The organism is Rhodovulum sp. PH10 (genome assembly GCF_000293785.1).
Taxonomy (GTDB): Bacteria; Pseudomonadota; Alphaproteobacteria; order Rhizobiales; family Xanthobacteraceae; genus Rhodoplanes.
In genome coordinates this window covers 1-23,001 of sequence record NZ_AKZI01000001.1, presented here as the reverse complement: position 1 = coordinate 23,001, position 23,001 = coordinate 1, and the positions used below count along the sequence as shown (strand labels likewise).

The following is a 23,001-nucleotide window of genomic DNA, read 5'->3' as shown; positions in this document are numbered from 1 at the left end:
TTGGTCTCACGTCGACCCGATCAAGACGGCGCGAGGTCGAGCAGGCCCGAAAGATCGTCGATCACGCGGATCGGTGTGACGTCGGGATACTCCGCCGGCTTTTTGGCACGGTTCACCCACACCGGGCGAAAACCGAACGCGCGCGCGCCCATCACGTCCCAGCCGTTCGACGAGACGAAGATCACCTCGCCGGGCGCCACCGAAAATTTTTCCAGCACCAGCCGATAGACCTCCGGCCGCGGCTTGAAGAGTTTTATCGGATCGACCGACAGAACCGCGTCGAGATCGCCGCCGATCCCGGCCGCCGCCACCGCGTCCGCCAGCATCTTTTCCGAGCCGTTCGACAGGATCGCGGTGCGCGCACCCTTCGCCTTCAGGGCGCGTAGTGCCACACGCGCGTCCGGATAGGCGTCCAGCGTGCGGTAGGCATCGAGGAGATCGCCGCGCAGTCCGCGGTCGACCGAGGGGCACGACCCGAGCGCGACGTCGAGCGCCTGCTCGGTCAGCGTCCAGAAATCGACGAACCGGCCGGCGAGCGTCAGCGTCCAGGAATATTCGAGCTGCTTGGTCCGCCAGATGTCGGACAGCCGGTCGGCCTCCGGCCCGACTTTTTCACGATGCCGGGCGATCGCCGCACCGACGTCGAACAGCGTGCCATAGGCGTCGAACACGAACATTTTCGCATCCTGAACGACATCGAAAAGAGAGCCGTTCACGAACTGTATCGTTCACGATCGACGCCGGCAAACCGGCGCTTCGACGAATGCCATGGGCCGAGTCCGTCGCCTCGCCGCCATCTCCCGCCGCTCACGGCGGCGGGCGGGTCAAGAGGTCCGCCACCGGGTGGCTGCGCAGGTCGTAGACGCGGGCATAGACCACGTCGTCGCGGGTCACCTCGGCGATCACCGGGGCATCGAGCTTCGCGCAATAGAACTCGGCGAGCGAGATCGCGAAGTCGGCGCCGGCCGGCTTCCAGTCGAGCTTGTAGCCCGGCCCGAGCGAGACCTGCACGGTGCGCTCCGGCCCGCACACCGCGACCTTCCATTTGTGCTTCGGCGGCGGCTGGATGCGCTCCTTCGCCACCCGGTCGAGCAGGAGCTCCGAAGCCTGCTTCATCGACAGGCCCCAATAATCCAGCATGAAGCGGCCGTCGGCGCCGCGCACGCCACCGGCGATCGGATTGAAGTAGGTGTACTCGTAGGGGTGCAGCCGCACCATCGCGGCGACCGGGTGGGCGAGCCCGAGCGCGAGCAGCACCGCGGCGGTGAGCGCGCGGCGCGCCGGGCCGCCGCCGAGCCGGTCGATCAGGAGCGCGCCGACCAGGCCTGCGAGGATCGCCAGCGGCGGGATCACGAACAGCATGTGGCGCACGCCGTTGTACATCGCCGGCCGGGTCACCACCGTGAACAGCACCGGGAACAGCACCGACACGGCGAGAAACACCAAGCTCGCGCGGCGGTTCAGCGGGCCGTCGCGGCGCATCGCGACGACCAGCGCGGCGACCACCCCGGCGACCCCGAGCACCCACAAAATCTCCGGCAGCTTCAGGCCGAGCAGCATCGGCACGTAAGTGCGCGGCATGTCGATCACGAGGCGCGCGGTGCCGTCGAACAGCTCGTCCCACGGCTTTTCGAAGAAGTGCGAGAAGTAGACGAGCGCCCGCAGCGGATTGAGCGGCGACACCACCGACCACGGCCAGATCAGCGCCATCAGCGCGTAGCCGATCACCAGCGCGGGAAGGAGCCGCAGCACGAACACGCCCGCTCGCCGCAGCGCTGCGCGAAATTCCGTGCGGCGGGCCTCGACGACGACGATCAGCCCGAAGGCGGCGATCGCCGGCATCGCCGCGAGCGCGCCCATCACCCGCGTGCCGAACGAGAGGCCGAGCCCGAGCCCGAGCAGCGCGATGGTCGGCACCGAGGGCTTGGGGTATTCGGAGAAGGCGTGCACGAAGCCGAGCGTCGCGGCGAGCATCGCCACCGCGAACGGCACGTCCTTCGGGTTCATGAACATGTGCCCGAGATAGAGCGGGCAGGCGGCGAGCAGCGTCACCGCGATGAAGCCGGCGAGTGGGCCGCCGAGCCCGCGGGCGAGCCGCCAGGTGATGCCGAGCCCGGCGAGCCCGACCAAGCCGCCGGCGAGCCGGCGCGCCTCGAAGATCGGCAGCGCCGTCACCTTGGCGACCAGGGCTGCGAACATGTCGAAGCCGCCGCCATAGGCGTACAGATTGACGAAGGAGAGCGCGCGGCGGTCGGTGAAGCCCGAGCCGTACAGCCGCATCAAGAGCCCGCCGTACTCGGCGTGCGTGTAGTCGTCCCAGCCGAGGCCGAAATCACGAAACGTTGTGACGACCACCACCGCCACCGCGATCAGCACCATGACGGCGAGCAGATCGGCGATGCGCAGGCCGCGGGCGAGCGCGGTGCGGGCGGGAGCGGTGGCGAGGTCCGGCCGCGGGGCCGGATCGGAGCGAGGCAGCGTCAGGCCGGTGTGGGACATCGAGGGCCCCGATGGTATCCGTTGGTGCTGGACGACATGCGACGGCGCCGGCGCTCGCGGATGGCGAGGCCGGCGCCGGATCGCATATCACACCACGCGGATCACTTCGAGGCAGCCGCGTAAAGCTCCGCCACGTACTCCCAGTTCACCAGATGGTCGACGAACGCCTTGAGGTAGTCGGGGCGGCGGTTGCGGTAGTCGATGTAGTAGGAGTGCTCCCACACGTCGACGCCGAGGATCGGGGTGGCGCCGTGCACCAGCGGGTTCTCGCCGTTCGGCGTCTTCATCACGGTGATCTTTCCGTCCTTCACCGCGAGCCACGCCCAGCCGGAGCCGAATTGCGTGGTGCCGGCCTGCACGAAGTCCTCCTTCGCCTTGGCGAGCGAGCCGAGATCGGCGACGATCGCCTTCTCCAGCTCGCCCGGCAGCTTGTCGCCGCCGCCGTTCGGCTTCATCCATTTCCAGAAGTGGGTGTGGTTGAAGTGCTGGCCGGCATTGTTGAACAGGCCCTGGTTCTTGCCGTAGGCGCCTTTCACCACCTCCTCGATCGACTTGCCTTCCCACTCGCTGCCCTTGAGCAGATTGTTGCCGGTGGTCACGTACGCATTGTGATGCTTGTCGTGATGATATTCGAGCGTCTCGCGCGACATGTAGGGGGCGAGCGCGTCGTAGGCATACGGCAGGTCCGGCAGCGTAAAGGACATCACGGTGCTCCTGGTTCTGAGAGCCCGGCAGCGGCCGCCGTGGCCGTCCGGGACGGGGGATGGTAATCGACGCCTCTCAGGTAGAGATCGGTCCGGTCATTCGCAACCTCGGGCGCGACGATCGATCGCCCGGCCGCCGGCGTCCCTTTTCGGCACGGCGGTCCGAAACCCCGCCGGCGTGCATCCCGCGGTTGCCACGAATGGTGGGCGGGGCGAAAATGGTTGTTGAATGCCAAAGGCCTGGATAATCTTCCGGCCGGACGAGACGAGTAGATGCGTGCCAATGTCGGGACGCGACCATTGATGTCGCTCCTTGCCTCGAAGACGTCGCGGGGGCGCCCCGGCGGCAAGGGCGCCGGCGACGCGACCGCACGCCGCGCTCGCCCGAACGAGGTCGCGCAGAGGGCGTAGCGATGGTTCTGGGTTTGATGTCGGTCGGCGCACTGGTGACGGTGCTCGGTCTTCTCGCCGTGCTGTCCGGCATTCCGAACAAGGAGTTCGACGTCGGCAACCTGCTGATCACCGCCGGCACCACGGCGGCCTCGGCGGGCATTCTGCTGATCGGGCTCGCCGCCGTGCTGCGCGAGCTGCGCTCGCTGCGCAACGCGCTCGAGGCGGCGGTCGCGGTGACCGCCGAGGACTTCGAGGAGGACGAGGCGCCGCCGCTGCGCAGCCGCGTGCGCGAGCCGTCGCTGCCGCCGGCCGAGCCGGAGCCGCCGTCGGCCGCGGTCGCCGCCGAGCGGCTGCGGGCGTCGCCGTCGCTGCCGCGGGTCGGCATGTTCGACCGCCCGGACTCCGCCTCGCCCGCGTCGGCTTCGGCGCCGCTGCCGCCGCAGCCGCCGCTCAAGGCGCCACCGACCCCGCCGCCGCTGCGCCGCACACCGGGCTTCGATCCCGCCGCCTCCGAGTCGCCGGCCGGCTATCGTCCGCCGGTGGTGGCGCCACCACCGTCGTCGCCCGCTCCGTCGATGTCCGCTCCGTCGATGCCTGCCCCGTCGATGTCCCCGCCGCGAGTCGAGCCGCCGACATTCGGGGCGCCGGCGGGCGCCGAGGAGACGCGCCGCCCGTACGCCGGCGATCGCGACGAGCGGGCACGCGACGAGGGCCGCGACACGGGCGGGGGGCCGGCCGCGTGGGAGCGCGACCCGCTCGGCGAGCCTTTGTCCGGCAGCGAGCGCAAGCGCTTCTTCGCCTGGACCCGGCGCCGCCAGACGGTGAGCCCGGACGCCGAGGCGCCGCGTGACGACGAGCCGCCGCCGCCCGAGCGCGGCTTTGCGCCGCCGCCGCGGTTTCCCCGCAACGAGTATTCCCGCAACGAGTTTTCCCGCAGCGAGCCGTCTCGGTTCGAGCCGCCTCGCAGCGAGTCGTCGCGCCAAGAACCGTCGCGCGAGACGCCGGCGGCCGAGGAGACCGTGCAGGTGCTCAAGTCCGGCGAGATCGACGGGATGCGCTACACGCTCTACACCGACGGCTCGATCGACGCCGAGTTCGAGCAGGGCGTGCTGCGCTTCGCCTCGATCGACGATCTCCGCCAGCATCTCGAGCAGAACGCCGGGTGACCGGCGGCTTCGTCCGGCGGCCGGCAGGTCGTTGCGGCCGGTCGTCGCCGATGGCGCCGTCAGCCCGTCGCGGCGGGCTCGGCGGTGCGGGCCGGCAGCGTCAGCACGAAGGTCGAGCCGTGACCGAGGCCGGGGCTTTCGGCAGAGACGGTGCCGCCGTGCAGATCGACGATCCGCTTGACGATCGACAGGCCGAGCCCGGTCGAGCTCTCGCCGCCGGTCGGTCGCGCCGACAGCCGCTGGAAGCGGCCGAACAGGCGTGAGAGATCCTGCTCCGACATGCCGGGGCCGGCGTCGGTGACGGCGATCCGCGCGCCCTCCGCCGTCGCCGCCAGCGTCACCGTCACCTCGCCGCCGATCGCGCTGTACTTGATGGCGTTGCTGAGAAGGTTGTCGATCGCCTCGCGGATGCGGTCGTGGTCGCAGGCGATCGCCAGCGACTTCGGTGCGTCGACGACGATCTCCTGCTGCTTCTTGGCGGCGAGCGGCTGGTTCGCCTCCACCACCTCGCGCACGACGGCGGCGAGGTCGGCCGGCTCGCGGCGGATGGTGATGTCGAGCGCGTCGGCCATGGCGTCGGCGATCAGGCTTTCCACCATCTCCGAGAGGCGGTCGACCGCGGCGTGGATGTGGCCGATCTGGGTGGTCGCCGCGTCGGTCTTCATGGCGGGATCGGCGAGCATGCGCTCGAGGATTTCGGCGCGCCCGGTGATCACCGACAGCGGGTTTCTCAGGTCGTGCGCGACGGTGGAGAGAACCTCCGTCTTGAAGGAATTGGCCCGTTGCAGCCTGGACCACTGCGCGGCGAGGCGGCGGTTGGCCGAGGTCAGCTCGCGGGTGCGCTGCTCGACGCGCTGCTCGAGCCGGCTGTTCGCCTCCTGCAGCTTCTCGTAGAGGATCACGTTGTCGAAGGCGATCGACAGTTTTCCGGTGAAGATCTCCACCAACGTGCGGTCGGTGTCGGACAGCGGGCGTGTCACCTGCAAGACCACGGCGATCTCGCGGTCGCTGCCGGTGCGAACGTACAGCACCGACCAGCGCGGGCCGAAGCAGTGGTGCCGCTCCTCGAACGTCTGGTCGATCAGCCGGGCGAGATCGGGATCGAGCCCGTCGGTGCCGGTCGCGCCGAGATGGTGGCGATAGCAGCCGGCCGCCGCCACCACCGACACCAGCCGCTCGTCGCCACCGTCGTGGGCGAACAGGATGCCGTCGCACTCGACCGCGAGCAGCGAGGCGAGCTGCACCAGCACGCCTTCCGCGAGCCTCTGGATCGACTTGAAGTCGTACAGCGTGGAGGCCGCGTCGACGATGATCTCGAGGCCGCGCCGCGTCTCGTTCATGCGTTGCAATTGCTGATGAGCGCGCAGCGCCGCGGTGAGCGAGGTGAACAGCTTGTCGGCCGTCAGCTCGGTCTTCGCCTTGTAGTCGTTGATGTCGTAATCGACGATGATGCGCCGCTCCGGCGCCTGGCCGGGCTGGCCGGTGCGCAGCACGATGCGCACCGTCTCGTTCTTCAGCTCGGTGCGGATCACGTCGACCAGATCGAGACCGGCGGTCTCGGTCTCCATGATCACGTCGAGCAGCACCACCGCGATCTCCGGATGCGCGATCAGCGCCGCGCGTCCTTCGACTGCCGAATAGGCCGAGAGGATGTCGAGCCCGCGGCCGTTCAGCTCGTAGTCGGCGAGCGCGAAGCGGGTGCCCTCGTGGACGGCGGGATCGTCGTCGACCACCAGGATGGTCCAGCGCGGCGCGAGGTCGGCTGCGACCGGATCGGCGGTGTCGTCGATCAGGTCGACGATGTCGTCGAGCTCAACCATAGGAGGCGTCCGTGGCTTTCTCCGCGACGGTGGCGTCGGCCGTGCGCGGCAGCTTGCGGGGGAGAACCATGCGGAAGACGGTGCCGTGCGACGGCGCCGATTCGAGCGACAGCCGGCCGCCGAGGCTGCGGGTCACCAGGCCGTGGATGATGTGCAGGCCGAGCCCGGTGCCGCCCTGGCCGCGGCGGGTGGTGAAGAACGGCTCGAAGGCGCGGCGGCGCACCTCCTCGGCCATGCCGACGCCGTCGTCCTCGACGGTGATCTCCACGTTGCCGGCGCCGAGCGGGCGCGCCATCACGTCGATGGTGCCGGGGCGGCCGTCCGGAAAGGCGTGCGACATCGCGTTGAGGAAGAGATTCGTCAGCACCTGGCCGTAGGAGCCCGGATCGCTCTCCATCACGATGCCCGGCGGCACCTCGAGATGCAGCACGACCTGCGCCTTGCGCAGCACCGGGCGGACGCTCGCGGCGATCTGCTCGGTCGCCTCGGCGAGGTCGAACTCCCGCGGCTCGGCATGGCTGCGGTCGACCGCGACCTGCTTGAACGACTGAATGAGCTCGCCGGCGCGGTGCAGGTTGCCGACCAGCTGGCGGGCGGCGTCGCGGGTGGCGGCGACGAACTCGTCGAGCTTCGAGCGCTTGAGCGGCCCGGCGCCGATCTCCTGGGAAAACGTCTCGCAGCGCCGCTCGAGGCTGGAGGCGACGGTGAGCGATATGCCGACCGGATTGTTGACCTCGTGCGCGACGCCGGCGACCAGGCTGCCGAGCGCGGCGAGCTTCTCGGCGTCGACCAGGCTCTCCTGCGCCTCGCGCAGCTCGGCGAGCGCGGTCTCGGCGTTGTCCTTGGCGGCGCGGAGGTCGTTCTCGGCCTGCCGCTTGGCGATCGCGTTCTCGCGAAACACCTCGACCGCGCGCGCCATCTCGCCGATCTCGTCGCGCTCCTCGGTGGAGCGGATCACCCGGCCGTACTGCCCGGCGACGATCGCGTGCATCGCCGCCATCAGCTCGCGCAGCGGATTGCGGATCGAGCGGGTCACCACCCAGGCGCCGATCAGGATGGCGAACAGGAAGCTGGTCGCCACCAGCGCGACGGTGCGGTAGGTGGCGGCGAGCGTGCGCTCGAGGCTCGCCTGGGCGCGGTTCTCGCGGCGGCGCATCTCCTTCTGCAGCCCGTCGATGGTGGAGATCATCTCGGCCTGGTTGCCGTCGATCGCGGTGCGCAGCAGCTGGGTGCGGGCGGAGAACTGCTCGGACAGCGTCGCGAGCCCCTTGCGCAGCGCGGCGGCGCGCCGGCCGAGCGCGTCCAGGGTTTCGCGCTCGCGGTCGGTGTCGGCGATCGCCGCCATCAGCGGGATGGTGTTCTCCACCGTCTCCAGGCCGCGGCTCGCCTCGGCGGCGGCGGCGGTGGCGAGCGAGAGATAATAGGCGTTGGCGGCCACCACGCTCGCGGTGAAGGCTTCGCGCGAGCGGGCGAGCGGGGCCCAGATCGGCGCGTCGTGCGGCCCGGCGATCGCCTCCATCGTCGCATAGAGCGTCGCCATCTGCTTGGCCGGGTGCAGCACCTCCTCCTCGTAGGTGCGGTTGATCGAGGCCTGCACCGTGCGCAGGTCGCCGAACCCGGCGATGAAGCGCTCGGTCACCCCGGCGAGCCCGTCCATCGCGCCGGCGAACATCGGGTCGGCCGGCTTTCGGGTGCGCAGCGTGCCGAGCACCGCCTCGCGCACCAGAAGGATTTCCGCGAGGATTTGCGGGCTCGGCTCGTTGATGTAGCGATGAATGAGATTTTGCAGCCGCCCGGACTCGCCCTCGAGCAGCACCAGCAGGGCATCCGATTCGCGCACCTGCCGCACCTCGTCCCAGGCGCGCGAGAGGGCGTTGGCGCCGTTCCAGATCAGCCCGGCGAGGATCACCACCACGGCGGTGTTGAGCACCGCGATCGACAGGATGCGCCAGCGAATCGGCAGCACCCGCACCAGCCGCTCGGGGTCGAGCCGGCGCGGTTTTCGGGGCGCGGTCGCGGCGGCCGCGGGCGTCGGCCGCCCGGATGGCTCGAGCATGGCGGAGTCGGCCGGCGTCACGGCACCGCCCGACCGGCCACGCGCCCGCCGGGCCGGCCCGCCGTCGGGACGGAGGTCGGGGTGGCCGGCCGCCGGCGAGACCGGACGAGCGCGCGGGCGATCCATGCTGGCGACAAAATTGCACCGCCTTGTAGGCACGAGGGAAAGCCGAGGTGATCCCGCGAATTTAGCGAAAGGATGGTCGCGCTACCATCCGGCACGCCGGAATCGGTAGCAAGGTACCTGAATCCGTGGATGGAGCAGCGCATGAGCGTGCCGACCGGTCCCGATGATCCCACCGCCGCCTCCGCCGCGTCCGTCGCCCTGCCGGACGAGGCGGGAAAGATCGGCCGGCGGGCGGTGCTGGCGGGGCTCGCCGCCACCGCGGTGGGGGCGGGGGGGCTCGGTGCTGCCGGTCTCTCGGTCGCGGCCGACGGCCCGGCGCCGGGGCCGGCCCATCCGGCGATGGTCGGGCCGGCGGGGGGCAAGGGGAGCGGATCGCCGGGAACCCTGCGAGAGATCCGGTTCTGGCACGCAATGTCGGGCGAGCTCGGCCGCGCGCTCGAGCGGGTGGTCGCCGGCTTCAACGCCGCTCAGGGCGAGTACCGCGTGGTGCCGGTCTACAAGGGCAGCTACACCGAGACCGTCACCGCGGCGATTTTTGCGGTGCGCAGCGGCGCCCATCCGGCGATCGTCCAGGTCAACGAGATCGGCACCGCCACCATGATGGCGGCCAAGGGGGCGATCTGCCCGGTCGACGAGCTGATGCACGACGCCGGCGAGCCGTTCGACGCCTCGGCGATCGTGCCGGCGGTGGCCGGCTTCTACTCGGACATGGACGGCAAGCTCCTGTCCTATCCGTTCAACGCCTCGACGCCGATCCTCTACTACAACAAGACCCGCTTCCGTGCCGCCGGGCTCGACCCCAAGGCGCCGCCGAAAACGTGGCCGGAGCTGGAAAAAGCCGCGGCGCGGCTGCAGGTGTCCGGCATGCAGGCGGGCTTTTCCACCCACTGGCCGTCCTGGGTGAACGTGGAGAATTTCTCCGCCTATCACGACCTGCCGATCGCCACCCGCGCCAACGGGCTGCGCGGCCTCGACGCCGAGCTGACGCTGAGCAATCCGCTGCTCGAGCGCCACCTTACGGCGCTGGCGAGCTGGCAGCAGCGCGGCATTTTTCGCTATGGCGGACGCGGCACCACGGCCGAGCCGATGTTTCCGAACGGCGTGTGCGGCATCTTCATCGGCTCCTCGGCGCTCGCCGCCGACGTCCGCGCCAATGCCCGCTTCGAGATCGGCTACGGCATGCTGCCCTACTGGCCGGACGTGCCGGCGGCGCCCCGGAACACCATGATCGGCGGCGCCAGCCTGTGGGTGCTGCGCGGCCGGCCGGACGAGGAGTATCGCGGCGTCGCCCGCTTCTTCGCCTGGCTCGGCCGGCCGGACATCCAGTCGGCCTGGCACCGCGAGACGGGCTATCTGCCGATCACCCGCGCCGCCTACGAGGCGAGCCGCGCGCAAGGATTTTACGAGGAGCATCCGGACGCCGAGCTCGCCATCCGCGAGGTGACGCTCAATCCGCCGACCGACAATTCACGCGCGCTGCGGCTCGGCTCGTTCATCCTGGTGCGCGACGTGATCGAGGAGGAGATGGAGGCCGCGCTCGCCGGCGGCAAGACGGCCAAGGCCGCGCTCGACGCCGCGGTCGCCCGCGGCAACGAGTTTTTGCGGCAGTTCGAGCGCGCCAGCCGGTGAGGGACGCGAGCCGTGGCCGGTCGGGTGGGCAGAGGCGCGCGAGCGGCACCTGCGGCCGCTCTTCGGCACGAGGGGCGAATTTGATGCACTCGCCGCGCGCTGGTCTTCCCGGAGCGCCGGCGACGCGTCAGTGCTCGTCGTCGTGGGGCGTGATCTCGTCGGACGTCTCGTGCTGCGGCCCCTCCGAGACGTCGTGATGGTCGTCTGCGTGCGGCGCGTGCGAGTGGCCGTGCGCGTGCGCATGTCCCGGTGCGTGGGAATGGGCCTCGCCGGACTCGCTCGCCGGCACGATGTACAGATTGCCGTGCTTGACGCCGCGCTGGGTCGTCACGCTGTCGGCGAAATCGCGCACCGAGCGCACGGTGCCGCGCAGCACCGCGATCTCCAGGCAGTCGTCGTGCGTCAGATGCACGTGCAGCGTCGCGATCGACAGGTCGTGATGGTCGTGCTGGCTGGTGGTGAGCCGGCGCGCGAGGTCGCGGGTCTCGTGCTCGTAGACGTAAGTGAGCGCCGCGCAGCACGGCGCGTCGGGGGCGTTCTCGGTGCGCTCGCTCGCCTGCGCGTCGCGCACGATGTCGCGGATCGCCTCCGAACGGGTCTGATAGCCACGCCGGGCGCACAGGTCGTCGAGCGCGGTCAGGAGGTCGTCGTCGATCGTGATGGTGATGCGCTGCACGTGGCCCTCCCGGCAGGCCGGCCCGCCGTCACGACAGCGGGATCGACGCGACGTGCTCGCGGAACGCCGGCCGGGCCGAGATCGCCGAGAACCACCGCTCGAGGTTCGGCAGCGGCGGCCGGTCGGTCACCAGCTCGAGGAAGCGGCGGACATTGACGCCGAGCGGGATGTCGCCGAACGAGAAGGCGCTGCCGGCGACATAGGTGCTGTTGCACAAGGCGGCGTCGAGGATGGTCATCGCCTCGATGCACTTCGCCTTGCCCTCGGCGATCACCGCCTCGTCGCGCTTCTCCGGCGGCGTGCGCACCAGCCCGAAGAAGACCGGGGTGATCGCCGGCGCGAACTTCGTGACCTGCCAGTCCATCCACTGGTCGGCGCGGGCGCGGGCGTGGAGGTCGGCCGGCAGGATCGAGCCTTCGCCGTGGGCGGCGGCGAGGAACCGCACGATCGCGTTCGATTCCCACATCACGAAGCCGTCGTCGGTCTCGATGGTCGGCACCAGCCCGTTGGGGTTCTTCGCCAGATAGGCCGGCTCGCGGTTGCCGCCGAACCGGCCGGCGAGATCGATCCGCTCGTGCGCGAGCCCGAGCTCACCGACCGCCCACATCACCTTCTGGACGTTGGACGAGGTGTTGCGGCCCCAGATCTTCATCGCGGCTCTCCGTTTCTTTTCGTGCTTTCGGCTCGACGGCGTGGCGAGGCGTATCGTGGCGAGGCGCATCGTGGCGAGGCGCATCGTGGCGAGGCGCATCGTGGCGGCAGGGCCGCGGGCGGCCGGATCAGCCGAGCCGGCGCGCCTCGTCGACCAGCATGATCGGGATGCCGTCGCGGATCGGGTAGGCGAGCTTGGCGCCGCGCGAGATCAGCTCCTGGCGCTCGGCGTCGTATTCGAGCGGACCCTTGGTGAGCGGGCAGACCAGAATCTCGAGGAGCTTCGGATCGACCGGTCCGGCCGCACGGGTGGTGGGCGAGGTCATCGACAATCATGTCCGGTTGACGGGATCGGCCGCGGCGCGGCCGGCGGCGACCATAGCCGGGGGGGCCGGCCGCGGCAATGCCGGGCTTTTGCCGGGCCTTTCGCGGGCGGCCGTCCGGCCGTGCCGTCACTGCAGCGGCGGGTCGCCGGGGGTGCGGCTCTTGGCGAGCTCGATCTTGGTGACGGCGATCAGGATTTCCGCCCGGGTTTTCAGGTCCGGGGCTTCCAGCAGCGCCTGCTTCTCCGCCGGGCCGTAGGGCGACATCATCGCCAGTGCATTGACCAGCGCCTCGTTGGGCGCCGCCTCGATGCCGTCCCAGTCGGCCTTCAAATCGTTGGCACGGAGAAAGTCGCGCAGCGCCGACAGAAGCTCGTCGCGGTCGACCTCCTTCTCGCCCTTGCGGGCGACGAAGTCGTCGGAGAACGGCGTGTAGTCGACCAGGCACTGGCGGTAGGCGGTGTCGACCGCGAGCTCCTGCTCGATGCGGAAGCGGGCGACGCCGGTGAGCTGCAGGAGATAGCGCCCGTCGCCGGTCTCGGCGAACTGGGTGATGCGGCCGACGCAGCCGACCCGGTAGAGATTCGGCTTGTCCTCCGGGCCGGGATGCGCGGTGTCGGGCTGGATCATGCCGATCAGCCGGTTGCCGCGCAGCGCGTCGTCGACCATCGCGAGGTAGCGCGGCTCGAAGATGTTGAGCGGCATCTGCCCGCGCGGCAGGAGCAGCGCCCCCGGCAGCGGAAACACCGGTACCGTCGCGGGCAGCTCCGAAGGACCCCGATACGTCACGTTCATCGGCATGCGATGCCTCCCCGACGCCACGCCACGGAGCGCTCAGGCGAACAGGATCGAGGACAGCCGGCGGCGGCCGAGAATGGTCGCCTCGTCGGTCGCCCCCCACGCCTCGAAGAACAGCACGAGCTGCTTGCGGGCGCCGTCCTCGTTCCAGGCGCGGTCGCGCCGGACGATCTCGAGCAGGTGCTCGACCGCTTCGATTTTGCGGTCCTTGGCGGCGAGCGCGAGGGCGAGGTCGTAGCGCGCCTGGAAGTCGAGCGGGTCGGCAGCGACCTTGGCCTCGAGCTCGGCGATCGGCCCGAGCGAGGCGGCCTGCTCGGCGACCTCGAGGGCGGCGCGGGCGGCGGCGACCGGCGCCTCGTTGCTCTTGGAGGCCGGCACCATCGCCAGCGTCTGCTTGGCCCGGTCGAGCGCGCCGGTCTCGACATAGCAGCGGGCGAGGCCGGCGAGCGCGTGGACGCTCTCCGGGTTCTGCGCCAGAACCTCGGCATAGATCTGGGCGGCGCTCGCCGGGTCGCCGTCGACCAGCGCGGCGTCGGCCGCCTCCAGCGCGTCCTGCTCCTCGCCGCCGACCTTGCCCTTGGTCAGCCGCTCGAGGAAGGCGTTCACCTGGCTCTCCGGCAGCGCGCCCATGAAGCCGTCGGCCGGCTGGCCGTCGGCGAAGGCGATCACCGCCGGAATCGACTGGATGCCCATCTGGGTCGGGATGGTGGGGTGATCGTCGATGTTCATCTTGACGAGCTTCACCTTGCCCTTGGCCGCCCTGACCGCCTTCTCGAGGATGGGGCCGAGCTGCTTGCAGGGCTGGCACCACGGCGCCCAGAAATCGACCAGCACCGGCTGGCGGCGCGATTCGTCGATCACGTCGCGCACGAAGGTTTGCGTGGTGGTGTCCTTGATGAGCCCGTCCGCGGCCACCGCCGCTCCGCCGTCCTGTAGCATGGGAAATCCCTTCACCGGGGCACCGCAGCGCCCCTCCTGGCCCGTTTCCTGGTGCGTTACATGGGGGAGCGCGGAACTCAATGCAATCGCGTCGTCGTGCGCCGCGTCATGCCGGCGCGCCGGCAGCCGGGCCGGTGGGCGCATCCGTGGGCGGATCGGAGGATGCGTCGGCGGCCGGTTCGGAGACCGCGGCGATGCGCGGCTCGTGGCCGGTGGCGCGCAGGAACCGCAGCAGATCGTCGCGGCCGATCGAGGTGGTCATGGTGTTGACCAGCGGATGGCAGTTGATCGTCTCGTGCACGAGCAACGCCTCGTCGATCACCACCGTCACGCGTCCGGCGGTGTCGTTGATGGCGGCGAACGGCGTCACCGCGCCGGGCGTGATGCCCAGCACCTCCTGCATCAGCTCGGCCGAGCCGAACGAGAAGCGCCCGGCGTCGAGCAGACGGTGCAACCCTTTCAGATCGATCGCCGCGTCCTCCGGCGCCGTCACCAGGAAGAGGGTGCCGCGTTTGTCCTTCAGAAACAAGTTTTTCGTGTGCCCGCCTGGAATCTCGCCTCGAAGCGCGCGTGAGTCCTCCACCGTGAACAGCGGCGGATGCCGCACTGTCTGGTGGACGACGGAGAGGCGGTCGAGAAAGGCGAACAGATCGTCGGGCGTGGCGGGCATGCTGATCACGGCATTGGAAAAAAGTCTGATGCGGCGGCTTTCGGGGCCGCCACGAGGCAGTGCAACCGGCTCGCCTGCCCTCGTCAAGGCCCGAAAAGCAAGCATTTCCGGCAGTGTCGGTGCGCACATCAGGTTTGTTGATTTTCGGTGTCGGACGGAGGTTGCCAATCGCCCCGGCTTTGAGTAGGAATGCGGCCGCGGCGGACGTGCCGCCACGGGATGCGGGTGTAGCTCAGGGGTAGAGCACAACCTTGCCAAGGTTGGGGTCGAGGGTTCGAATCCCTTCGCCCGCTCCAGTTTTTTTTTCGGCACGTCGTCATCACGGCTGGCCGGCGTATTTTCGGGTGAAGGTGATGTTGCCGCTTTTATCGCGCTCCCTTCCTGTTTTCAGCTCGCCGCAGACGCCGCCTGCCGGCCGATCCAAGACCGCACCTCTGTTCGTTCCCGACTATCGCAGCGCCTCGTCGATCCGCGTCAACGCCCGCCCGCCCGGCCATGGCCGCGCCCGGCGCGAGCTCGGTCGCCTGATCGAGGCCCGCCGCAAGGTCTCCTGACCCGATTCGTCCGCACTGTTCGATTCGCGACGTGACGGGATGCGCCGAGACGGCGCACCGCCGTTCGAATTACATCCGGTGCCGATCGGCGCGGGGCGATGACGTCGGTGGCGACGGCTCGGTCGCCCGACCCGCCCCACCGCGTCCTGCTCTCGGATCGTTCTAAAATCCCGCCGCGAACGCGCCGCGCGAGCGCTGGTCGGCGACCCCGACCAGGCTGCCGTCCGGGCCGACCGCGATCGTGTGGGCCGCACCGAAGGTCGAGGCCATCCGCACCGGGTGGCCCATCGCCCGCAGCGCCTCGACGGTCGCCGCCGGCAGCGTGCGCTCGGCCAGCACCACGTCCGGCCGCCACTGGTGATGCACCCGCGGTTCTGCGACCGCCTCGGCCGGTGAAAGGCCGAAGGCGAGCCGGTTCACGATCACCTGCAGGACGGTGGAGATGATTCGGCTGCCGCCCGGCGCGCCGGTCACCAGCACGGGCTTGCCGGCGTCGAGCACCACGGCCGGCGTCATCGAGGAGAGCGGCCGCTTGTCCGGCCCCGGCGCGTTGGCCGGGCCACCGATCAGCCCGAATGCGTTCGGCGCGCCGGGCTTTGCGGAGAAATCGTCGAGCGTGTTGTTGAGCAGCACGCCGGTGCCTTCCGCCACCATCCCGACCCCGTAATTGAAGTTGAGCGAGGTCGTCAGCGCCACCGCGTTGCCGCCGCGATCGACCACCGAGAGATGCGTCGTGTCGTGCGCGGCGCCGCCGAGCGCCGGGCTGTCCGGCCTGATTTTTTCCGCCGGCGTCGCGTGGTCCGGGTCGATGTCCTTGCGGAGGGAGGCGGCGTAGCTCTTCGAGATCAGCTTTTCGAGCGGCAGGTCGGTGCGGGCGGGATCGCCGAGAAAGGCGGCGCGGTCGGCATAAGCGCGCTTCATCGCCTCGATCTCGAGATGCAGCGCCTTCGGCGACCCGGCGCCCAGCGCGGCGAGGTCGAAGCCCTCCAAAATGTTCAGCATCTCGATCAGATGGACGCCGCCGGAGGAGGGCGGCGCCATCGAGATCACCTCGTGCCCGCGATACGTGCCGACGACCGGTTCACGCTCGACCGCGCGATACGCTTCCAGGTCGGCGGTGGTGATGCGGCCGCCCGCCGCCTGTACGGCATTCGCGATCTTGTCCGCGATCGGCCCCTCGTAAAAGGCGGTTGGTCCGTTCTTGGCGATCGCCGCCAGCGTGTCGGCGAGGTCGGTCTGCACCAGCTTTTCGCCCTCGGCCGGCGCGCTGCCGTCCGCCTTCAGAAAAATCCTTCTCGACGCCGGAAAGCGGGCGAGGCGCGGCGCCAGCAGGAGCAGCGAATCGAGCAGATCGCCTTCGACCCTCACGCCTTCGCGGGCGAGCTTTTCCGCCGGCGCGATGAGCTCCGCGAGCGAGAAGCGCCCCGAGCCGTAGCGCTCGTGCGCGAGCGCGAGCCCGGCGACGCTGCCCGGCACGCCGATGCCGAGCGCGCCCGACCGCGATTTTTCCGGATCGGCATTGCCGGCGGCATCGAGAAACATGTCGGCGGTCGCCGCCGCCGGCGCGCTCTCGCGGAAATCGATGGTGGTGTTCTTGCCGTCCGCCCGGTGCAGCACCAAAAAACCGCCGCCGCCGAGATTGCCGGCCCGCGGCAGCGTCACGGCGAGCGCGAAGGCGGTGGCGACCGCCGCATCGACCGCATTGCCGCCACGGGCGAGCACGTCGGCGCCGATTTTGCTCGCCTGCGCCTCCTGGCTCACCACCATGCCGTGGCGGGCGGTCACCGCCTCGGCCCTGATCGGACCGGTGCTCGGATCGGTCGCCGGCGCATGGGCCGGCATCTGCGCGAAGGCGGTGCCGGTGGCGATCACCAGCGCGACGAGGGTCGTCGAGAGAAGACGCATGGTCGTCCTCGGTTGCGGTTCGGGGGAGGTCCGCACGCCCGGCCTTCTTTCGCGGACTGCCGGGCGGCGCCGAGGGAATACGAAGCGCAGCCGGCGGTCAGCCGGCGAGCTCGCGCGAGCGTTTCGTGGCGGCGGCGATCGCCTTCTCCATCAAGGGGTCGAGCGCGTCCGGCGCCATCAAGACGTCGAGCGCCGCGGCGGTGGTGCCGCCGGGCGAGGTGACGTTCTTGCGCAAGGTCGCGGCGTCGAGCGGCGACTGCGCGAGGAGCGCGCCCGAGCCCGCGACCGTCTCGCGCGCGATCTTCTGCGACAGGGCGGGCGGCAGGCCGGCGGCGATGCCGGCGCGCGCGAGGCTCTCCACCAGCAGGAAGACATAGGCCGGGCCCGAGCCCGACACGGCGGTCACCGCGTCGATCAAGCCCTCGTCCTCGACCCACTCGACCTTGCCGGTCGCCGACAGGAGCGCGTTGGCGAGCGCGTGCTGGCCGGCCGAGACGTGCGGGTTCGGCACCGCCACGATCATGCCGCGGCCGATCGCCGCCGGCGTGTTGGGCATCGCCCGCACGGCGGAGGATTTTTCGCCGAACACGCTCGCGAGATAGGCGAGCGGGCGGCCGGCCATGATCGAGATCACCACCGTCCCCTCGCGGGCGAGGCCGGCGAGCGGCGGCAGCGCGTCGGGCGCCACCTGCGGCTTCACCGCCAAGACCACCGCGGCGGGCTTCAGCCGCGCCGGATCGGGGTTGAGGCGGAGCCCGGAGATCGCCTGCGCCGCCATCTCGGGCGAGGGTTTGGGCTCGATCACCGCGATCCGCCCCGGATCGACCCCGAGCGCCAGCCAGCCGTCGAGCAGCGCGCCGCCCATCTTGCCCGCGCCCACCAGCACGACGTCGCCCGAAATCTCCGCCAGCGTCCGCTTCGCCGCGGCCGTCGCCGCCGTGCTCGCTGCCGCTGCGGCCGCCGCCGTGCTCGCGTCCTTGCCGCTCTTGTCCGTCGTGGCCATCCGCCTTCGTCCTTTTCTCGCGCGGCGCTGCCCGGCCGCCGAATCACGTTGACCCGCCGCCGCGCCATCGTCCAAAACCGCGGGCGCATTCCCGCCGGCCGGACGGCGCCCGAGGGGCGACGCTCGCCGAGGGGATGAGCGATTGCGCACAGCGATGCAAGTTACTGTTCCGATCGGTTCACTGTTCCGGGTTCACTGACGCGAGACATCGAGGCGATTATGGCCAAATCGGTTCTGGGCATCATCGGCGGGTCGGGCATTTACGATCTGCCGGGATTGGAGAAGGTGGTCGAGAAGCGGGTCGAGAGCCCGTGGGGCGAGACCTCCGGGCCGCTCCTGATGGGCGAGATCGCCGGGCTGCCGATCGTCTTCCTGTCGCGCCACGACAAGGGCCACCGCCTGTCGCCGACCGACATCAATTATCGCGCGAACATCGACGCGATGAAGCGCGTCGGCGTCACCGACCTGGTGTCGCTGTCGGCCTGCGGCTCGTTCAAGGAGGAGCTGCCGCCCGGCACCTTCGTGCTGGTCGACCAGTTCGTCGACCGCACTTTTGCCCGCGCCACCTCGTTCTTCGGCACCGGGTGCGTGGCGCACGTGTCGATGGCGCACCCCGTCTCGCCGCGGCTGCGCATCCATCTCGCCGAGGCGGCGATGGCGGAAGACATCACGGTGGTGCGCGACGGCACCTACGTGTGCATTGAGGGCCCTCAATTCTCGAGCTACGCCGAGAGCATCACCTACAAGCAGGCGGGCTATTCGGTGATCGGCATGACCAACCTGCCGGAGGCCAAGCTCGCCCGCGAGGCGGAGATTTGCTACGCGACGGTGGCGATGGTGACCGACTTCGACTGCTGGCACCCCGACCACGATGCCGTCACCGTGCAGGACATCGTCACGGTCCTCACCGGCAACGCCGAGAAGGCGAAGCGGCTGGTCGCGAGGCTGGCGCGCGATTTCCCCCGCGAGCACGAGGCGTGCCCGAACGGCTCCGACCGCGCGCTCGACAATGCCCTGATCACCGCCCCCGAGGCGCGCGACCCGGCGCTGCTGAAGAAGCTCGATGCGGTCGCCGGACGGGTCTTGAACGGGTGAGCCCGCTCTCCCTCGCCCCCGCGAAACGGGGCGTGAGGCGGATCGGGCCGGTTCTCCCGCTCCCCGCACTGCGGGGAGAGGTGCAGGAACGCGCATGAAGAGGGTAGGGGAAGCATGGCGATCGTTCTCGAGCCGATCGGCGAAGTTTTGGGCGGGCGCGCCGAGCCGACCGACGACGGCTGGGATGCCGTCGAGGCGGAGATTGTGCTCGATCCGGCGCAGCTGAGCCCGGAGGCGACGCTCGGCCTCTCCTCCTTCAGCCACGTCACGGTGGTGTTCCACATGCACCTCGTGTCCGAGGAGGCGGTGGAGCGCGGCGCCCGCCACCCGCGCGAGCGCACCGACTGGCCGCGGGTCGGCATCCTCGCCCAGCCGGCCCGCTCGCGGCCGAACCGGATCGGCGTCACCACCTGCGCGCTGGTCGCGGTCGACGGTCTGCGGCTGCGGGTGCGCGGGCTCGACGCGGTCGCCGGCACGCCGGTGCTCGACATCAAGCCTCACATCACCGGCTTCGCCCCGCGCGGCACGATCCGCGAGCCGACCTTTGCACGCGAGCTGATGCGGGCGTATTGGTGAGGCCGCAAGGGACCGGCCGCACGGGCGGCCGGCGCATCCGCTCACATGTTCCAGCGCCGCATCATGACGTCCATGTGCCCGCCGAACAGAGTGGCGAGGATCGCCGACACCGCGAAGCCGATCAGCCCCAGAATGATCGCGGCCGGAATCGCCGCCAGGCTGAGCTTGACGAGGAACAGCACCAGTCGAAAAAAGGGGATGCGAAGATCGACGACGACGATCTTTTGCGAGGTTTCGTCCATGGCGGCTCTCCGGTTGTGCTCCGCGCCATGGTTCGCCACAGTGAGCCGCCCTGCAAGTCCCGTGTCCCGACAAGTCCCGTGTCCGATAGGTCCCGTGTCTCCACCGGTCCCCGAGTCCCACCCCCTTCAGATTGCAAGACGATGATCAGTCCCGCTCTCGAGAACGACCTCAAGGCGTCGATCCGCTCGATTCCGGATTATCCGAAGCCCGGCATCCTGTTTCACGACATCACCACCCTGCTCGGCGACCCGCGGGCCTTCCGCCGCGCGATCGACGAGCTGGTCCAGCCCTGGGCCGGCATGAAGATCGACAAGGTCGCCGGCATCGAGGCGCGCGGCTTCATCATCGGCGGGGCGGTGGCGCATCAGGTGTCGGCCGGCTTCGTGCCGATCCGCAAGAAGGGCAAGCTGCCGCACAAGCGGGTGAGCATCGCCTATTCGCTGGAATACGGCCTCGACGAGATGGAGATGCACGCCGACGCCGTGCAGGCGCACGAGCGGGTGGTGCTGGTCGACGATCTGATCGCCACCGGCGGCACCGCGGAAGGCGCGGTGAAGCTCCTGCGCCAGCTCGGCGCGGAAGTCTTGGCCGCCTGCTTTATCATCGACCTGCCCGACCTCGGCGGCGCCGACAAGTTGCGCCGGCTCGACGTGCCGGTGCGCACGCTGGTGCAGTTCGAGGGCGATTGAGTTTCGCTCTGCCCGCGGGCGGGCCGGCGCTGCCGGGCCGCGAAAGGTGGCGGGAGCGTAGACTGAGCAAGCATCGGCGGGCTCCGTGTGCACCATGGATCGCACACATCGCGTCGGATGCATGAATCGAGGATGCGCGGGCTTCGGCCCGCGCATCCGTCGAGATCGAAGAACGTCTTTCTTTTCGATTCGATGGATCACCGGGTGGCGGGCCTGCGGCCGGCCCGGCGATGATATCGGTGTGCTCGGCGCCCCTCCGGCTCCAGCTGAAACCCTCGGCATTCGGCTCTCGTGTTCATCACCTGGCGCGCGCGGAGACCAAGCGAGCCGGTGACGTCATCGCGCTTCCGGGTTCCTGCTTGGGTGGCGACGAGTGGGGACGCTCTCGTCGATCCGTCATCGGCATCGACCGTGCTCCGTGTCCGCATTTTATCTTGTCGTTTTTCCGATCGTCCGGCCGTGTTGGTGATCCTGCCGGCGACGTGGGACCCCGTGTAGCGTTCCGAGACCGAGGGTCGACAAGCGAATTTTCGCATCGTGGTAAAACCTATTATAAGTTTGTAAAAACGGGTGCTGGGGGCCTCCTCGGTTAACCGATCGTGAGCAATTGGCGGCCATGATCTCTGGATAAAAACATTGCAAAAATATTGTCCGCCAATTTTGGTTGGGTTTTCGATCATGCCTTTTGTCGACCCGCGCAAGTGCGTAGCCGAAAGCGCGCGCTCCTTTTGTGTCGCCGCGGCCGTCACGCTTCCGATCGCGTCGGTTTTCCTCATTTATGTCGCCCTCGGGCCGATGTCGGTGGCATGGCAGATCCTGTGCTTGGCGGCGGTGTTCGCACCGGTGGGCTTGTTCTACCAATTCGTTCGACACGACGTGCGTATTGCTACTTTCTGTAATTCCATTGCTTTGATCATACTCGGCATGCTGAGCGGCTTTCCTGCTTCGTGCCAAGTATTTTATACCGGCCGCGGTTTCCCTTTCGTCGATGATTGGCTGGCGACCGCAGATGCGCTGCTGGGATTCGACTGGCGGGCCTATCTCGCCTGGTTCGACCGCCACCCCGGTTTCGACCACATTGCGCGTATGGCCTACAATTCCATCTTCCTTCAGCCTTTTGTGCTGGCGGTGGTGCTGGCCGGCGGCAAGAAGGCGACGCCTCTATACGAGTTGATCGTTGCAATGGCTCTCGCGCTCCTGGTGACGATGCTCGTTGCGCTGATCCTGCCGGCGATCGGCACTTACGATCATCTTCACATCTCGGCAGCTGATCACCCTCATCTGTCGCTGATGACCGGGGGGAAAATGCTCGCACCGATCGAATGGCTCAGATCCGGAGCCCCGGACGGAACACGTCCGGAGATGGTCGGCCTGATCTCGTTCCCCTCCTATCATGCGGCATCTGCCGTCCTGTACGCACGCGCCGCCTGGCACGTGCCTTGGCTCAGATGGCTGTTCTTGGCGGTCGAAGGATTGATGTTGGTAGCGACGCCCGTGCACGGCAGCCACTACCTCGTCGATATCCTGGGCGGGATCGCCGTGGCGATCCTCGCTACTGCCCTGACGTCCAGGTTGTTCGGACGCCTCTCGGGGGGGGATGTCGGCACGCGGTGGCGTCTCGTGGGAGCGCGCTCGGGTGGGGCGGTCGGGGCCGCCCAAAACGGATGAGAAGTGCTGCCGGGCCGCTCTGGGGCCGCTCGGCTACGGCGCAAAATCGGGCGGGGCGAGCTCGAAGGTCTCGAACGAGAAGCCCGGCGCGACGGTGCAGCCGACGAGCGTCCAGTCGCCGAGCGATTCCGCCGCCTGCCAGGCATGTGCCGGCACCACCGCCTGCGGCCGCTCGCCAGCCGCCAGATTCTGGCCGAGCGTCACGGTCTCGGGCGTCGCGCGGTCGGCGGCGACCGACAGCCGCAGCGGCGCGCCGCCGTGCCAGTGCCACACCTCCGCGGCATCGACCCGGTGCCAGTGCGAGCGCTCGCCCTTCGCCAGCAGAAAATAGATCGCGGTCGAGGCGGCGCGGCCCGGCGCCACCTCGGTCGGGTCACGAAACGTTTCCCGGAAATGCCCGCCCTCGGGGTGCGGCACGAGGCCGAGCAGGGCGATCACCTCGTCGGCGGTCATGTCTGCGTCTCCGCGAGGATTTTTCGCTCGGAAGGGCGATGGCGCAGGTGCCCGGCTCGAAGCCGCCCGTCACCCGCCGCGCTTCGCGCGTCGACCTCTCCCCGCGAGCGGGGAGAGATGAAAAGAGGCTCCGAGCGGGGCGAGGTGAAGAGAAGAAAAGCACCGCTCGTCGGGAGATCCGGGTGGTTAGAGCCCGTTTGGAAACTCGGACGCGGGCTGCGTTGCGGCGCGAACTGCCGGAGGCCAGGAGAAAAGCGATGCCGATATCGGTGAGCTTTTCGACGCCGCGGCCGGCGTTCGCCCCGCAACCCACGCAAGTCGGGCTTGCCCGACTTGCGAACGTCACGTGCCGAACACGGGCAGGC

At 69.5% G+C, this 23,001-nt stretch carries 22 protein-coding genes and 1 tRNA gene; 8 read left to right on the top strand and 15 right to left on the bottom strand.

Annotated features, from left to right (window positions below):
- Positions 1-20: 20 nt before the first annotated feature.
- From A33M_RS00115 to A33M_RS00105, 3 genes are all read right to left on the bottom strand, one after another.
- The gene (locus A33M_RS00115) at positions 21-716 is read right to left on the bottom strand and encodes a haloacid dehalogenase type II (RefSeq protein ID WP_008382312.1); all 696 of its coding nucleotides are present in this window, start codon (positions 714-716) and stop codon (positions 21-23) included.
- Positions 717-807: 91 nt separating this feature from the next.
- Entirely contained in the window at positions 808-2,499 is a 1,692-nt protein-coding gene (locus tag A33M_RS00110; protein ID WP_008382311.1) for a glycosyltransferase family 39 protein, read from the bottom strand.
- A 101-nt stretch (positions 2,500-2,600) separates the two neighbouring features.
- Positions 2,601-3,203: a superoxide dismutase gene (locus tag A33M_RS00105; RefSeq protein WP_008382309.1), complete on the bottom strand. Its 603-nt coding sequence runs from the start codon at positions 3,201-3,203 to the stop codon at positions 2,601-2,603.
- A gap of 413 nt (positions 3,204-3,616) precedes the next feature.
- On the opposite strand from A33M_RS00105, the gene A33M_RS00100 reads away from it, so the two are divergent.
- Positions 3,617-4,762, top strand: a complete 1,146-nt coding sequence (locus A33M_RS00100) for a hypothetical protein (RefSeq protein WP_157223265.1) — start codon at positions 3,617-3,619, stop codon at positions 4,760-4,762.
- A 59-nt stretch (positions 4,763-4,821) separates the two neighbouring features.
- Here A33M_RS00100 and A33M_RS00095 read toward each other — a convergent pair whose 3' ends face one another.
- A complete protein-coding gene (locus A33M_RS00095; protein WP_008382304.1) occupies positions 4,822-6,582 on the bottom strand; it encodes a sensor histidine kinase in 1,761 nt (586 codons plus the stop codon).
- Positions 6,575-8,638: a sensor histidine kinase gene (locus tag A33M_RS00090; protein ID WP_157223264.1), complete on the bottom strand. Its 2,064-nt coding sequence runs from the start codon at positions 8,636-8,638 to the stop codon at positions 6,575-6,577. The genes A33M_RS00095 and A33M_RS00090 overlap by 8 nt, the downstream gene beginning before the upstream one ends.
- A 267-nt stretch (positions 8,639-8,905) precedes the next feature.
- Here A33M_RS00090 and ugpB point away from each other — a divergent pair, with 267 nt between their 5' ends.
- The gene (ugpB, locus tag A33M_RS00085) at positions 8,906-10,393 is read left to right on the top strand and encodes a sn-glycerol-3-phosphate ABC transporter substrate-binding protein UgpB (protein ID WP_008382300.1); all 1,488 of its coding nucleotides are present in this window, start codon (positions 8,906-8,908) and stop codon (positions 10,391-10,393) included.
- A 127-nt stretch (positions 10,394-10,520) separates the two neighbouring features.
- On the opposite strand, the gene nikR is transcribed toward ugpB, so the two are convergent.
- From nikR to A33M_RS00055, 6 genes are all read right to left on the bottom strand, one after another.
- On the bottom strand, positions 10,521-11,069 hold the full coding sequence (gene nikR / locus A33M_RS00080; protein ID WP_008382299.1) for a nickel-responsive transcriptional regulator NikR: 549 nt from the start codon (positions 11,067-11,069) through the stop codon (positions 10,521-10,523).
- Positions 11,070-11,097: 28 nt separating this feature from the next.
- The gene (locus tag A33M_RS00075; protein ID WP_040618676.1) at positions 11,098-11,721 is read right to left on the bottom strand and encodes a glutathione S-transferase family protein; all 624 of its coding nucleotides are present in this window, start codon (positions 11,719-11,721) and stop codon (positions 11,098-11,100) included.
- A 127-nt stretch (positions 11,722-11,848) separates the two neighbouring features.
- Positions 11,849-12,046, bottom strand: a complete 198-nt coding sequence (locus A33M_RS00070) for a Trm112 family protein (protein ID WP_008382292.1) — start codon at positions 12,044-12,046, stop codon at positions 11,849-11,851.
- 126 nt (positions 12,047-12,172) lie between these two features.
- Entirely contained in the window at positions 12,173-12,844 is a 672-nt protein-coding gene (locus tag A33M_RS00065; RefSeq protein ID WP_008382290.1) for an LON peptidase substrate-binding domain-containing protein, read from the bottom strand.
- Between the two features lie 33 nt (positions 12,845-12,877).
- Positions 12,878-13,780 carry a thioredoxin gene (gene trxA, locus A33M_RS00060; protein WP_040618668.1) on the bottom strand — a complete coding sequence of 301 codons (903 nt, stop codon included), beginning with the start codon at positions 13,778-13,780 and terminating at the stop codon, positions 12,878-12,880.
- A 106-nt stretch (positions 13,781-13,886) separates the two neighbouring features.
- On the bottom strand, positions 13,887-14,450 hold the full coding sequence (locus tag A33M_RS00055; RefSeq protein WP_052026782.1) for a prolyl-tRNA synthetase associated domain-containing protein: 564 nt from the start codon (positions 14,448-14,450) through the stop codon (positions 13,887-13,889).
- Positions 14,451-14,671: 221 nt separating this feature from the next.
- Between A33M_RS00055 and A33M_RS00050 the strand changes: the two genes are divergently transcribed.
- Positions 14,672-14,746 (top strand) — tRNA-Gly (locus A33M_RS00050).
- Between the two features lie 48 nt (positions 14,747-14,794).
- On the top strand, positions 14,795-15,004 hold the full coding sequence (locus tag A33M_RS23590) for a hypothetical protein (RefSeq protein ID WP_157223263.1): 210 nt from the start codon (positions 14,795-14,797) through the stop codon (positions 15,002-15,004).
- Between the two features lie 162 nt (positions 15,005-15,166).
- Here A33M_RS23590 and ggt read toward each other — a convergent pair whose 3' ends face one another.
- Together ggt and proC are read right to left on the bottom strand one after the other, a co-directional pair.
- Positions 15,167-16,909: a gamma-glutamyltransferase gene (ggt, locus tag A33M_RS00040; RefSeq protein ID WP_008382286.1), complete on the bottom strand. Its 1,743-nt coding sequence runs from the start codon at positions 16,907-16,909 to the stop codon at positions 15,167-15,169.
- Between the two features lie 97 nt (positions 16,910-17,006).
- On the bottom strand, positions 17,007-17,987 hold the full coding sequence (proC, locus tag A33M_RS00035) for a pyrroline-5-carboxylate reductase (RefSeq protein ID WP_008382284.1): 981 nt from the start codon (positions 17,985-17,987) through the stop codon (positions 17,007-17,009).
- A 144-nt stretch (positions 17,988-18,131) separates the two neighbouring features.
- Here proC and A33M_RS00030 point away from each other — a divergent pair, with 144 nt between their 5' ends.
- Complete coding sequence (locus A33M_RS00030; protein WP_008382283.1) at positions 18,132-19,007, top strand: S-methyl-5'-thioadenosine phosphorylase; 876 nt, start codon at positions 18,132-18,134, stop codon at positions 19,005-19,007.
- Positions 19,008-19,121: 114 nt separating this feature from the next.
- Positions 19,122-19,583, top strand: a complete 462-nt coding sequence (locus A33M_RS00025) for an SAM-dependent methyltransferase (protein ID WP_008382282.1) — start codon at positions 19,122-19,124, stop codon at positions 19,581-19,583.
- Between the two features lie 41 nt (positions 19,584-19,624).
- Here the strand turns inward: A33M_RS00025 and A33M_RS00020 are convergent, their stop codons facing one another.
- Positions 19,625-19,825 carry a hypothetical protein gene (locus A33M_RS00020; protein ID WP_008382281.1) on the bottom strand — a complete coding sequence of 67 codons (201 nt, stop codon included), beginning with the start codon at positions 19,823-19,825 and terminating at the stop codon, positions 19,625-19,627.
- Between the two features lie 141 nt (positions 19,826-19,966).
- Here A33M_RS00020 and A33M_RS00015 point away from each other — a divergent pair, with 141 nt between their 5' ends.
- Positions 19,967-20,515: an adenine phosphoribosyltransferase gene (locus tag A33M_RS00015; protein WP_008382280.1), complete on the top strand. Its 549-nt coding sequence runs from the start codon at positions 19,967-19,969 to the stop codon at positions 20,513-20,515.
- A gap of 636 nt (positions 20,516-21,151) precedes the next feature.
- On the top strand, positions 21,152-22,183 hold the full coding sequence (locus A33M_RS21960; RefSeq protein ID WP_157223261.1) for a phosphatase PAP2 family protein: 1,032 nt from the start codon (positions 21,152-21,154) through the stop codon (positions 22,181-22,183).
- Between the two features lie 33 nt (positions 22,184-22,216).
- Here the strand turns inward: A33M_RS21960 and A33M_RS00005 are convergent, their stop codons facing one another.
- Positions 22,217-22,636, bottom strand: a complete 420-nt coding sequence (locus tag A33M_RS00005) for a cupin domain-containing protein (RefSeq protein WP_008382278.1) — start codon at positions 22,634-22,636, stop codon at positions 22,217-22,219.
- Positions 22,637-23,001 lie beyond the last annotated feature (365 nt).